This window comes from Paenilisteria newyorkensis (genome assembly GCF_000766145.1).
Lineage (GTDB): Bacteria > Bacillota > Bacilli > Lactobacillales > Listeriaceae > Listeria_A > Listeria_A newyorkensis.
The window spans coordinates 28,808-41,991 of record NZ_JNFB01000011.1 but is presented as its reverse complement, the minus strand read 5'-3'; the positions used below and the strand labels follow the sequence as shown (position 1 = coordinate 41,991).

The 13,184-nt window shown below is 47.3% G+C and carries 12 protein-coding genes; all 12 read right to left on the bottom strand.

Going from position 1 to position 13,184, the window contains the following annotated elements; genetic code table 11:
* Positions 1-415 precede the first annotated feature (415 nt).
* The gene (gene moaA, locus EP58_RS04385) at positions 416-1,417 is read right to left on the bottom strand and encodes a GTP 3',8-cyclase MoaA (protein WP_036090576.1); all 1,002 of its coding nucleotides are present in this window, start codon (positions 1,415-1,417) and stop codon (positions 416-418) included.
* 18 nt (positions 1,418-1,435) lie between these two features.
* Positions 1,436-1,915: a cyclic pyranopterin monophosphate synthase MoaC gene (gene moaC, locus EP58_RS04380; protein ID WP_036090574.1), complete on the bottom strand. Its 480-nt coding sequence runs from the start codon at positions 1,913-1,915 to the stop codon at positions 1,436-1,438.
* A gap of 18 nt (positions 1,916-1,933) precedes the next feature.
* Positions 1,934-2,176 (bottom strand): molybdopterin converting factor subunit 1, encoded by a 243-nt coding sequence (moaD, locus tag EP58_RS04375; RefSeq protein WP_036090572.1) that lies wholly within the window; start codon positions 2,174-2,176, stop codon positions 1,934-1,936.
* Positions 2,163-2,585 (bottom strand): molybdenum cofactor biosynthesis protein MoaE, encoded by a 423-nt coding sequence (locus EP58_RS04370; RefSeq protein WP_036090570.1) that lies wholly within the window; start codon positions 2,583-2,585, stop codon positions 2,163-2,165. Before EP58_RS04370 ends, moaD begins: the two co-directional genes overlap by 14 nt.
* The gene (gene mobB, locus EP58_RS04365; protein ID WP_036090567.1) at positions 2,582-3,067 is read right to left on the bottom strand and encodes a molybdopterin-guanine dinucleotide biosynthesis protein B; all 486 of its coding nucleotides are present in this window, start codon (positions 3,065-3,067) and stop codon (positions 2,582-2,584) included. The genes EP58_RS04370 and mobB overlap by 4 nt, the downstream gene beginning before the upstream one ends.
* Positions 3,046-4,266 (bottom strand): molybdopterin molybdotransferase MoeA, encoded by a 1,221-nt coding sequence (locus tag EP58_RS04360; RefSeq protein WP_036090564.1) that lies wholly within the window; start codon positions 4,264-4,266, stop codon positions 3,046-3,048. Before EP58_RS04360 ends, mobB begins: the two co-directional genes overlap by 22 nt.
* 88 nt (positions 4,267-4,354) lie before the next feature.
* A complete protein-coding gene (gene modA / locus EP58_RS04355; RefSeq protein WP_036090664.1) occupies positions 4,355-5,107 on the bottom strand; it encodes a molybdate ABC transporter substrate-binding protein in 753 nt (250 codons plus the stop codon).
* A gap of 96 nt (positions 5,108-5,203) precedes the next feature.
* Complete coding sequence (locus tag EP58_RS04350) at positions 5,204-6,379, bottom strand: nitrate/nitrite transporter (protein WP_036090563.1); 1,176 nt, start codon at positions 6,377-6,379, stop codon at positions 5,204-5,206.
* A 319-nt stretch (positions 6,380-6,698) separates the two neighbouring features.
* Positions 6,699-7,367: a respiratory nitrate reductase subunit gamma gene (gene narI, locus EP58_RS04345; protein WP_036090560.1), complete on the bottom strand. Its 669-nt coding sequence runs from the start codon at positions 7,365-7,367 to the stop codon at positions 6,699-6,701.
* Positions 7,357-7,962 carry a nitrate reductase molybdenum cofactor assembly chaperone gene (gene narJ, locus EP58_RS04340; RefSeq protein ID WP_236637292.1) on the bottom strand — a complete coding sequence of 202 codons (606 nt, stop codon included), beginning with the start codon at positions 7,960-7,962 and terminating at the stop codon, positions 7,357-7,359. The genes narI and narJ overlap by 11 nt, the downstream gene beginning before the upstream one ends.
* Positions 7,925-9,520, bottom strand: a complete 1,596-nt coding sequence (narH, locus tag EP58_RS04335) for a nitrate reductase subunit beta (protein ID WP_036090555.1) — start codon at positions 9,518-9,520, stop codon at positions 7,925-7,927. Before narH ends, narJ begins: the two co-directional genes overlap by 38 nt.
* Positions 9,510-13,184, bottom strand: a complete 3,675-nt coding sequence (locus tag EP58_RS04330; RefSeq protein WP_036090662.1) for a nitrate reductase subunit alpha — start codon at positions 13,182-13,184, stop codon at positions 9,510-9,512. Before EP58_RS04330 ends, narH begins: the two co-directional genes overlap by 11 nt.

The following is a 13,184-nucleotide window of genomic DNA, read 5'->3' as shown; positions in this document are numbered from 1 at the left end:
CGAAAGCGTTTGTATTCCATCCGTTTGGCGGAACGAGGACGGCAAAACGCATTTCATTCCTTTGCATATTGAGGTTCTAATTCGCTTTGCTTCAAAGAACCACAACAAAGCGGAGCATACTGGTGTATGTGATGACTGAAAGCAGGGAGAGGGTAGTTTCCTCAACCATGCGAGAAGTTAAGCGAAACGGCTCTTGTGTAGTAGAACCGTAGAGATGTACCGCATCCTTGTTCTAAATACTCGGAAGAACGGCCTACTCTCAATGCTCATAGGCATAACTCATTTCGAACAGCCGGGGAGGATTACATGCTCGCTTTGCTCTCATGCATATTGGGGCTGTAACTCATTTCATTTCGAACAGCCCCAACAATGCGAACGCTTGCCGCCGATTTACTTAGCTTATACTCTGTCTATATCATCCGCCGATTTGGCTCATGCGTCTTGTTGTCGGTTTGTGTGATTGCATTTCGTCTTGTAAAGCAATCGCCATCTCGTGACTTTCTGGTTTATTATCGATGGATTTTTGTACGAGTGCCATCAGTTTCTCTGGATCGTCAATGAACGGGCGAATATTCATTTCCTCGTCCCAGTACAGACACGCTTTAATGTAGCCGTCCGCGGTCAGACGCAACCGATTACAGCTCGCGCAAAAATGGGAACTGACTGGGTGAATCAAGCCAAATGTTCCTTTTGCGCCTTCTAAGCGGTAGTTCTCGGATGGGCCGTTGCCACGAATCGAGTCCACTGGTTTGTAGGAAAGTCCCGCCTCATCACAGGCATCGAAAATCGTTTGTAGCGATAAATATTGTTTTTTCCAGCCATCGCCAGCGTGACCGATTGGCATATATTCGATGAAGCGGATGTTGATATCTTTGTCTTTCGTAAATTGCAGAAAATCCAGAATTTCATCGTCGTTCTGACCTTTGATCAAGACGACATTCAGTTTAATCGGGAAAAATCCAACTTCTTCTGCCTTCGCGATACCATCCAGCACTTTTTGTAGCTTACCGCCACGGGTGATGGTTTTGAAACGGTCTTCATGCAGGGAATCTAAGCTGATGTTGACACGCGTTAAACCAGCTGCTTTCAGGGCTTCGGCTTTTTTGACAAGGTACATCGCGTTGGTTGTTACCGCAATATCCTCGATTTCTGGAATGGCACTAATGCCTGCGATAATGTCCACAATGTCCGTCCGTAAAAGTGGTTCGCCGCCTGTAATCCGGACTTTTTTGATGCCGTAACCGACGATGATTTTCATAAAGTCTACAATCTCATCTTTGGATAGGACTTGTTCGTGAGGTAGGAATGTCATACCTTCATCGGGCATACAATAAACACAGCGCAAATTACAGCGGTCGGTGACGGAAATACGGATATAATCATGGACGCGTCCAAAGCGATCGGTTAATAGTTGCATGATACCTGCCTCCTATCGTTATTTATCGAAACGGAATTTTCCGCTTTTGCCACCTGTTTTTTCAACTAGATGGGTATTTTCAATGACAATTTTTTTATCTATTGCTTTACACATATCGTAAACGGTCAGCGCGGTCACAGATACGGCGGTCAGAGCTTCCATCTCTACACCGGTTTTTCCAATCGTGACTACTTCGGCGATAATCGTTAAGTGATCCTTGCCATCATCAGTGAACATGATATTGACTTTTGTCGTCATGATTGGGTGACACATCGGGATTAGCTCGCTTGTTTTTTTTGTAGCCATAATTCCTGCTACTTGCGCAACGGCTAGCACATCGCCTTTATCGATGAGCCCGTCTTTAATACGTGTTAAGGTCGCCTCTTCCATATGTAGCGTTGTTTTGGCGATGGCACGTCTTTGCGTCTCACTTTTTTTCGTTACATCCACCATGTGGGCCCGTTGTTCGTCATTAAAATGGGATAGTTCATCAGTCATTTTATCGGCTCCTTCATCTCATCCTCCGCTTACTGGAGGGATTATCGCGATTTCTGAAACGTCTGTCAAAAGGCAATCGTCTGTTTGAAACTCCATGTTGACCGCAATCATGCACTTGGCCACGTCGGCTTCAATCGCTGGAATTTCCTTACTCACTAACTGTCTCACATCTGCGACAGTCTTGCAATCAGAAAGGTCGAGATTTATTTGTGAAAACCCGGCTTTCTGGACGAGAAAAGCGAATAGTTTAATGGGCGTCATCTCGCTCACCTCCCCAACGAACACGATCCGTATCGACTTCTTCTTTCCAAATTGGCACACGTTTTTTTAGCTCTTCAATGATAAAACGCGAACCTTCGTAAGAGGCGGCACGATGAGGCGTCGCAACTCCGATAAATACAGCAATATCGGTCAATGCTAACTCGCCCAGGCGGTGAATCACAATCACGTCCGCGTCATATTTCGTCTCTACTTCATGCGCTAGTTTTGACAGTTCCTTGATCGCCATTTCTTTGTACGCCGTGTAACGAATCGTCTGCGTTTGGATTTCGCCAGTCCATTCGCGAATCGTGCCAACAAACATATTCACAGCGCCAAATTTGGCATTGGCTAACTTCTGGTATGTGGTGCCAACGTCAATCGGCTCCTGTTGTAATCTAACATCTATCATTGTAAAAATTCCTCGATTATCGTCTGACATAGTGCTTCTTGAGCATCTTGCGTACTTACTTTCAAAATGTTGGCTGGGAGCCCGTCGCGCAACGTTGCTATCTTGTAAATGGCTGGTAACGTTTCTAGTGTCGCCACATCTTCCGCGTCTCGCACCATCACGATTTTTGGAAACGGTGCTTCCTTGTAGCCTTCGATTAAAATCACATCGGTTGGCGGCAGGCTCGCAATCATGTCTTTTAGCGTGATGCCTTGGTCGACCATGATGGCGTGTTGGGAGGAGGAAGATAAAGCGACGATATCTGCGCCGCTTTCGCGAAATGAGTAGGAATCTGTGTCTGGATGGTCGATTGCGAAGGCGTGCGCGTCGTGTTTGATGACGGCCACCGTGTAGTCTTGCGCTTTTAGTTGTTGCACGAAACAATTGGTGAGCGTTGTTTTGCCGCTTTTTTTGAATCCAGTTATTTGGAAGATAAGCGCCATATCTCGATCTCCTCTCGTTTATTTTTGCCGGTTTTGCCGCTCGGTATTTTGATGAGGCATTCGGTTAGGTGTAAATTGCCTAGCGCGCTCGACATGTCACTGCCAACGGGAACGGCGGTTAGTTCCCCTGCCTCGTATAATAATTGGCCGCGTAAAAAGCGATCGTACGCGTTGTTTTTCGAGTAATCTGCGCCCATTTTTGCCGGTTGAAAAGTGAACTGGGTTTCGATGTCGCCGCTCATTTTGGCAAGGACTGGCGCGATGAGTAGGTGGAACGCGGTGAAGCAGGCGCCGGGATTGCCGGATAGAGCCGCGACTAGCGTGTTTTCGTAGCGCATCGCTGTCGTGACGCTGCCTGGCCGCATTTGGATTTTGTTGTAGAGCAGTTCGGCGTCTTCTTTTGCGATGATGGCCATGAAATCGAAGTCCCCGACGGAAACACCGCCTGTCGTCAAAATTAGGTCGGCTTGTTTGGCAAGGTCGGTGAGCCGATTTTTGGTCAATGCTAGGTCGTCTTCAATTTGCTCCACGGCAATGACTTCCGCGCCTGCGTCTTTTGCTAGCGCCGCCAACATCAGATGGTTGCTGTTGAAAATTTTGCCGTCTGGGAGTGGCTCGCCGGGTTGGACTAGCTCGGAACCGGTGGATAAAATCGCGACGCGGGGACGGCGGAATACCGTCACGTTCGGGACGCCGAATGCTGCGAGTAGGCTGATGGAGCCGGGATTCAGGTGGTGATGGGCTTGGAGTAATGTTGCGCCCTCCTCGAATTCTTCGCCGCGCTCGGTGATATTGGTATTTTTATGCGTATTGATGAGTGTGATGGTCGCTACGTCACCTGTTTCGCGGGACTGCTCCAACATGATAATTTTGCCAGCGTTTTCAGGGACTTTGGCGCCGGTCATGATGCGCACGGTTTCGTTTGCCTGCAAATCGTGATTGTACGCAGAACCGCATGGCACGTCCGCCACCACTTGAAACGTTCGTGGATAGTTGGCGTCGTCCTCGATTCTGATTGCGAAACCGTCGTAGCCTGAACGCCTAAAATGCGGCATCGCCATCGTTGCTTTTACTTCCTGCGCCAGTATTCGACCGTTCGCGTCTGCGATTCCGATCTCTTCTGCGCCAAGCATGACCGCGTTATCCAGCAACCTTTTCTGCGCTTCCTCCACTCGAATCGCTACTCGTTTATCCAACATGCCCGACACTTCCTTTTCTCGCAAATTTCAGCTAATTCCACTATACATCAATCCCTATGAAAATAACAGTGTAAGCGCTCACTTATCGTTAGTTCGCCTCACCAAATCCATATTTCTTCAAAATTTTCTGAGCTTGCGTTCCCTTCATATAATCCATAAATTTGGACGTCTCATCCGCAGCTTCTGAATCTTGAATCGTCGCCGCATAATACCCGATTGGGCTATGCAAATCATTGCTAATTTTATACGCCGTCTGCACTTTTTTCGAAATCATCGCGTCCGTTTGATAAACAAAACCGATATCCGCATTTCCAGATTCCACGTACGCCAACACTTGACGCACATCGCTCGCCTTCACCAAACGCGCTTTCACACTATCCATCAACTGCTCTTTCGTCAAAAATTCCTCCGCATATTTCCCCGCCGGCACCGAAGCAGGATCCCCAATCGCAATCACGCGCGCCTTCGCTAGTTCCGTTGTAATATCCCCGCTCGGAACGCTCTTACTCGGCATCACAGCCACCAGCGTATTCGAAGCAATTTCCGCTTTATCATCAATCAACTTTTTCTTCATCAACTTATCCGCATCCGCCGCGCTTGCGAGCACAACACCATCAACTGGCGCCCCATTTTCCACACGCTCGCGGATTTGCCCTGAACCAGCGAAGTCGAATTCCAATGTCACATTGTCGTGCTCACCCTCATACAAAGGTTTCACGTCATCCATCACATCTTTCAAACTCGCCGCCACAGAAATATGTATCGATTGCGGTTCCTGCTCGCCACATCCTGTCAAAACCAATAATACCCCAACGAAAAGCAACCCACTTTTTATCCACATTTTCACCTTGCTTGCCCCCTATTTCAGTCTACTCCTATTGTACGGAATTTCCTAAAAAAAAGACAGCGAAATAGTTCCACTGCCTTCCATTTCAAATCAGGTTGTTATAGTCGGTTTGCGTAAATAAACAGCCCAAACCGTCACAAGACAAACGAGTGCAAACACGCCGAGCAAAATAAATCCAAGCGTATAAGAACCTGTATTTTGTTTAATAATACCTAACAGAAGCGGCGGGAAAAATCCACCAAGTCCGCCGGCAGCCCCAACAAACCCGGTCACAGCACCCGTATTCCCTTTGGAAACCATCGGCACCATTTTGAAAATAATCCCGTTTCCAAGACCTACAATAAGCGCGGTGATGAAAATAAGTGTTGTAAAGACGCCATATTGCGTCAGTGAAAAAGCAATCAAGAACGCGGCCACAGCAATCATCGCAAAACCAGTCGTCAACAGTTTCGTCGGATTTAGTTTATCCGCTAAAATCCCACCAACAGGACGCATAAATGTCGCGGTCGCTGCAAATCCAGCAGAGAATAACCCAGCGTTCACCGCCCCAATCGAGAACTGATCGCCCATAAATGCCGGTAAATAGTTACTCAGCGCTACAAACGAGCCAAACGTCAGGAAATAGAACAAAGATAAATACCACGTGTTCTTATCCTTCACAACCGACAGCGACTGCTTCAACGTTTTCTTTTCCGTCGACAACTTCATTTCTTTCGCAAAAATCGCAAAGATAGCGACAATAATCACAATCGCAATCATCAAAGAATAATAAATCCAATCAAATCCCCAGTTCGCATTAATACGCGGGATAATCAGTCCAGAAAGTGCATTCCCAATGTTCCCCATTCCAGCAATCCCCAAAATCAAGCCTTGTTTTTCAGCCGGGAAAAAGGTAGAAACGTAAGAAATCGCGATAGCAAAAGTCGTTCCAGCCATACCGATGAAAAACGCGCAGAGCATTAAGTATAAATAAGTGCTCGCAAACGGAATCAACGCCAACGGAATGAGCGTGAATAGCATCGTGATAATATATATTTTCTTACCACCATACCGATCACTTAAAATCCCCATTGGAATTCGCATAATAGAACCCAGAAGTACAGGCGTTGCAATAAGTAAACTTTTTTGTGAAGCAGACAGGCCAAATTCCGCGGCAATCTGATTAGAAACGGGCGATAAAGAAGCCCAGACCATAAATGAAATCGCCATCGCAACTGTAGCAATGGTGAGCGCGATATACGCGTCTTTTTTTGATGTATGTTGCATGTTTATTTCTCCCCTCGTATAGAGTTTGGTGCATAACCGGTGTAAATCGGCGGCAAGCGTTCGCATTGTTGGAGCTGTTCGAAATGTAATGAGTTACAGCCCCAATATGCATGAGAGCAAAGCGAGCATGTAATCTTTCCTAGCTGTTCGAATACAATGAGTTACAGCATCGCGAACAGGCGGTCCATAGTTCCACCAAACGGATGGAATACAAACGCTTTCGCTCGATTTGTGTTAAGCCAACTTTTCGTCCTACCCTTTAAATATGGTAAAGCAGTTATTTCTCAGCTTTTAGTTATGTCCCAATCTCATAAAATTCCTAGCGACGATAAATAATATAACTCCTCTTCAAATACGACAGCGGTACGCTCCATGCATGCACCAATCGCGTGTACGGAAATAGCGCAAAAATCAGAAACGCGCTAATAATATGCAGTTGGAAAAATACCGGCACGTTCGCCATCAGACTCGCATCTGGCTGGAAAATGAACAACTGCCTAAACCAAACCGCAATCGATTCGCGGTAATCAAAGCCAGGATTCGCCGGGTTCGCAAACAACGTACTCGCCATTCCAAGAAATAGCGTGAACAATAGCGTCACATTCACGATGATATCCATAATCGAACTCGTCATTCGCACGCGATCATTCGACAACCGCCGGAAAGTCAACAAAAACATCCCTGCAAATGCCATAATCCCAAAAATACTTCCAATCCCGACCGCGACGATATGATACATATGCTCGCTAATACCAATCGATGTCGTCCAGCTTTTCGGAATGACCAAGCCAATAAAATGTCCGCCGACAACGAAAATAATCCCGATGTGGAATAAAATACTCCCAACCATCAATTGCTTTTTCTCAATCATTTCCGAAGACTTCGAGGTCACCGTAAAATGGTCGTAGCGGTAACGGAAAATATGACCGAACACGAAACTCGCCAAAACAAGATAGGGCAAAACAACCCATAAAAAATTATTCCACATGCTGCTTCTCCTCTCCCTGTTTCACGCAAACGCGCAATTCATTCCGCATTGCCTCAATCACAAACCGATATGGATTTCCCGCCTCTTCAAGCGCCTGAAGCAAATGATACGAACCGTCTTCAATCACGCCAATCAAAAGCTCAATACTATCACCAGAACGCTCATCCAGATACCAATCACCCGCATCAATAAACTCAAGCATCAGTGGCAAATAATCCGTCAACTCTGCATCATCCGGCAACAAACCAAACATCTCGTAAAGCACCTTCAACTTCGCCAACATCTGCCCACGTTCCCGCGCATCCTCAAACTTGTAAAACGTCATGTAAAGCGTCGTCTTTTTATTAAAATCAAACGTGTCCACATATGTTTCTGTAATCTCACCCAAAGTCAGCGCAGAAATTTCCTCCCAAAACGCTGTTATCAATGCCAGCGTTTTAGGATTTTCAAACGTTTCTAAAAGTAGAAACCGATCATTAATAAAGCGTTTTTCAGGATACGACAACACTGCCGAAATAGCGCCAAAAACAGCGCGTTTCTCGTCTAGCAAGGCATAATTAATCACGCCAAATCCCCCCATAAAAACTTTCTTCATACATATCCTGCGTGGATTTCGAAGGCTGCTGCGTACTATTTCCCATCGGCATTGGTGTATTCGTAACATCCGGCTTATTAATCTGATCCGCCAAACTACAACCACCACAAACGTCCTCCGAAAAGCCAGATGAACCTTGCGCTTTATACGTATCGATGTAATCCTCTTTATGACTCGCCGGAATCACAAAACGATCCTCATATTTCGCAATCGCAAGCAGACGATACATTTTCTTCACTTCCTGCTCCGTCATCCCGATTCGCGCCAATTTCTCCGTATCAAACTCCTTACCAGAGCTCACAGCACGCATATACATCCTCATCATCGCCATTTTTTGTAGCGACGTCTTAATCACATCCGTATTTCCCGCCGTCAGCAAACTCGCCAAATAATCAACAGGAATCCGCATTTCATCAATCGCCGGGAAAATCATATCCGGATTATTAATCGAATCTTTCCCTTCAAAATAGTTCATGATTGGCGAAAGTGGCGGCACGTACCAAACCATTGGCATCGTGCGGTATTCTGGATGCAGCGGGAACGCAATCTTGTATTCCTTCGCCATTTTGTAAACAGGAGAATTCTGCGCTGCCTTAATCCAATCTTCTTTAATACCGTCTTTGCGCGCCTGCTCAATCACCGCTGGATCATTCGGATCAAGGAACAAGTCAAGCTGTTTTTGATACAACTCCTTCTCGTCCTCTACAGAAGCCGCTTCTTTCACGCCATCCGCATCGTACAGCATGACGCCAAGATAGCGAATCCGACCTGTACACGTCTCCGAACAAACCGTTGGCAAACCAGCCTCGATACGCGGGAAACAGAACGTGCATTTCTCCGCCTTATTCGTTTTCCAGTTGAAATATACTTTTTTATACGGACAACCAGTCATGCAATAGCGCCAGCCACGACACGCTTCCTGGTCAACCAAAACAATTCCGTCTTCATCGCGTTTATACATCGCGCCACTCGGACACGACGCCACGCAAGAAGGATTCAAACAATGCTCGCACAAACGCGGCAAATACATCATAAACGCTGTCTCAAAATTGGTTTTTATCTCCGTTTCGATGTTTTTCATGTTCGGATCAAGCGGCATCGTGGTTGGTGCTCCCGCCAAATCATCCTCCCAGTTTGGGCCCCATTCGATTTCCATGTTCTTGCCTGTAATCACGGATTTTGGACGCGCCACCGGTTGGTTTTTCTTCTCTTTCGGCGTGAAAAGTGTATCGTAATTGTACGTCCACGGCTCATAATAATCCTTTAATTCCGGCATATCTGGATTGTAGAAAATTTTCCCAAGCATAACTTTATTCCACTTCGAACCAGCCGCAAGCTCCAATTTCCCTTTTTTCAGTTTCCAGCCGCCTTTGTAGCGTTCTTGGTCTTCCCATTGTTTCGGATAACCGATACCGGGCTTCGTTTCGACATTATTAAACCAGATATACTCGGCACCAGGGCGGTTTGTCCACGTATTTTTACACGTCACACTACACGTATGGCAGCCGATGCATTTATCTAGATTCATTACCATTCCTACTTGTGCTTTAATCTTCAAGCCAATTCACCTCGTTCAGTTTCCGGACAGCAACATAGAGATCCCGCTGATTTCCAATTGGTCCATAATAGTTAAAACCGTAGCTAAGTTGTGCATATCCACCAACCATTTGTGTTGGTTTCACGTGGATTTTCGTCGGCGCATTGTGACTACCGCCTCGCGTTCCTGTAATCGAAGTGCCTGGAACGTTGATATGACGGTCTTGCGCGTGATACATGTACATCGTTCCTTTAGGCATTCTGTGACTAACAACCGCACGCGCCGTTACCACACCATTTCGGTTATAAACTTCGAGCCAGTCATTGTCTTTAATTTTGCCAGCTTCTGCGTCTTCATGGTTGATCCACACGTTCGGGCCACCACGGAAAAGCGTCAACATATGCTGATTATCTTGGTACATACTGTGAATATTCCACTTACCGTGCGGCGTCAAATAGCGCAACACAATCGTATCCGGCGTCTCCACAATCTCCTTATCACGTGGTGCAAAAACTTGCGGTGGCAATGTCGGCTTATACACCGGCAACGCTTCCCCATATTGTAAAAACATCTCGTGATCAATATAAAAATGTTGTCTCCCAGTCAGCGTCCGGAATGGCACCAAATGCTCAATGTTCGTCGTAAATGGCGAATAACGCTTGCCATCCGTATTCGAACCCGTAAATACTGGCGTCGGAATCACTTCACGCGGTTGCGCCGTAATGCTTTGGAATGTAATCCGCTCCGCCTCGCGTGGCTTCGCTAAATGACTAAGCTCCATTCCCGTCGCGTCCTCCGCCACTTCCCAAGCCCGAACCGCAACCTTCCCGTTCGTCGCACTAGAAATATGCAGAATCGCATTCGCCGCCTGCCGTTCCGACTCCATAATTGGCATCCCGTTCTTAATCGAGTCATCCTCATAAACCCCGTTGATGCCTTTCATTTCCTCATATTCCTCCGCGACCGAGAACTGCGTCCCATGCGCGCCAACCTTGCCCGTTCCCACATTTGGACCAAGCGTAATAAATTTATCGTAAATCTGCGTATAATCACGCTCTACAAATTGGAAATGCGGCATCGTCTTACCTGGAATCGCCTCAACCTCGCCTTTTTTCCAATCCTTAATCTCACCATAAGGCTGCGAAATCTCCATCTGCGAATCATGGTTCAGCGGCAACATAATCACATCCCGCTGCACCTCATGCAAGTGATCCTTCGCCATCTCAGAAAACGTCTGACTCAAATCCTTGAAAATATTCCAATCCGATTTCGACTCCCAAAGCGGGCTAATCGCCGGGTTAAATGGATGCACAAAAGGATGCATATCCGTACTCGAAATATCCGTCTTCTCATACCACGTCGCAGCAGGAAGCACCACATCCGAATAAATTGGCGTCGCCGTCATCCGGAAATCAAGCGTCACCATCAAGTCCAGTTTTCCTTCCGTTTCCTCATCACGCCACACCATTTCCTCCGGCTTGAACTCATCATTTGGCGTCGACAACAAATTATTCGTCGTTCCAAACAAATGCTTCATAAAGTACTCCTGCCCTTTTCCACTAGAAGAAACAAGGTTCGAGCGCCATACAAAAAGACCACGCGGGAAGTTCACAGGATTATCCGGATCTTCCACCGCAAACTGCAATTTCTCCGATTTCAAATCCTCGACAATACCCGACACGATTTCCGCATCCGATTTGTCCTTATTTTCAGCCGCGAACAGCAAACTATTCTTGTTAAACTGCGGATACGAAGGCAACCAACCAAGTCTCGCCGCCAACACATTGTAATCCGCCGGGTGTTTATAGCTCGTTTTTTGCGCCAGTGGAGACTTCAAAGCATCCGTGTCCATCTCCTCATAACGCCACTGATCCGTCGCAAAATACCAGAAACTCGTCGCGTTCTGCTGTCTCACCGCGCCCTGCCAATCCTTCGCAAAAGCCACTGTTTGCCAGCCCTCAATCGGACGACATTTCTCCTGACCAACATAATGCGCCCAGCCTCCGCCATTCACGCCTTGCGATGCCGTCAAAATAACCAAGTTCAAGATCGAGCGGTAAATCGTGTCACTATTAAACCAGTGATTAATTCCCGCGCCCATGATGATCATCGAACGACCACCCGTATCAATCGCATTCTGCGCAAACTCACGCGCAATCTGCGTCACAATATCCGCCTTCACACCCGTAATCGGTTCCTGCCAAGCCGGCGTATACAAGCTTTCCGCATCATCCAATCCACGCGCCGCCATCGTGTCCCCATCATGCCGCGCCACACCATACTGACTCAACATCACATCATAAACCGTCGCAACTAAGCGCTTCGAACCATCCGCCAGCGTAATTTCCCGAACCGGCAATTCCCGTTCAAAAATCCCATTCCCCGTATTATCAAAATAAGGAAACGCAACCGTATCGATCCGATCCAAGCCAACCGTCATCGCAGGCGCAATCACAGAACCATCCTCACGTGCAAGCGACAAGTTCCACTTCACGCCCTCTTCCCAGCGCTGACCCATCGTCCCATTCGGAACCACAATCTCGCCCGTCGTCTCATCAATCAAACACGTTTTCCAATCCGCATTAGCCGCCTTCTCAAGCCCCGCATGCAAATCGTCCTCACGCAAGAAACGACCCGGCGTCAAGCCCTTATCCGTCTGATCAAGCAACAGCAAAAACGGCAAATCCGTAAACTGTTTCGCATAATCAATAAACTGCGATTCCGCGCGTTCCACATAAAACTCCTTCAAAATAACATGCGTCATCGCTTGCGCAAGAGCAGCATCCGTCCCAGGATTCGGCGCCAACCAATTATCCGCAAACTTCACGTTCTCCGCATAATCCGGCGCAACCGCAACAACCTTCGTCCCCTTATAACGAACTTCCGTCATAAAATGCGCATCCGGCGTCCGAGTCAGCGGCACATTCGAGCCCCACATCATAATGTAACCCGCATTATACCAGTCACTCGATTCCGGCACGTCCGTCTGCTCACCCCAAATTTGCGGAGAAGCAGGCGGTAAATCCGCATACCAATCATAAAAACTCAACATTTCACCACCGAGCAGCGTCAAAAACCGCGACCCAGCCGCATAACTAATCATCGACATCGCAGGAATCGGCGTAAACCCAGCCAAGCGATCCGGTCCATATTTCTTAATCGTATAAATAAGCATCGCCGCAACCATATAATACGCTTCCTGCCAAGTCACACGAATCTGTCCACCCTTACCACGCGCACTCTTGTAACTATCCGCCTTCTCAGGATCTTCCACAATACTCGCCCAAGCCTTAATCGGGTCCCCGTACTGCTTCAACGCATTTTGCCATAAACGCCACAATTTCCCGCGCACATACGGATATTTCACACGTAACGGACTATACTCATACCACGAAAAACTCGCGCCACGCGGACAGCCACGGGGTTCAAATTCCGGCATGTCCGGCCCACAACTCGGGTAATCCGTCGCCTGATTTTCCCACGTAATAATCCCGTTCTTCACGAAAACCTGCCAACTACACGAACCCGTACAATTGACACCATGCGTCGTGCGAACCACTTTATCATGACTCCAACGATCCCGATACATCTTCTCCCAAGCCCGGCTTTTCTCCTCCATCACCGTCCAGTTACCATTAAATTTCTCCGTCCGTTTAAAGAACCGCAAACCTTTTTTCCTCACTAT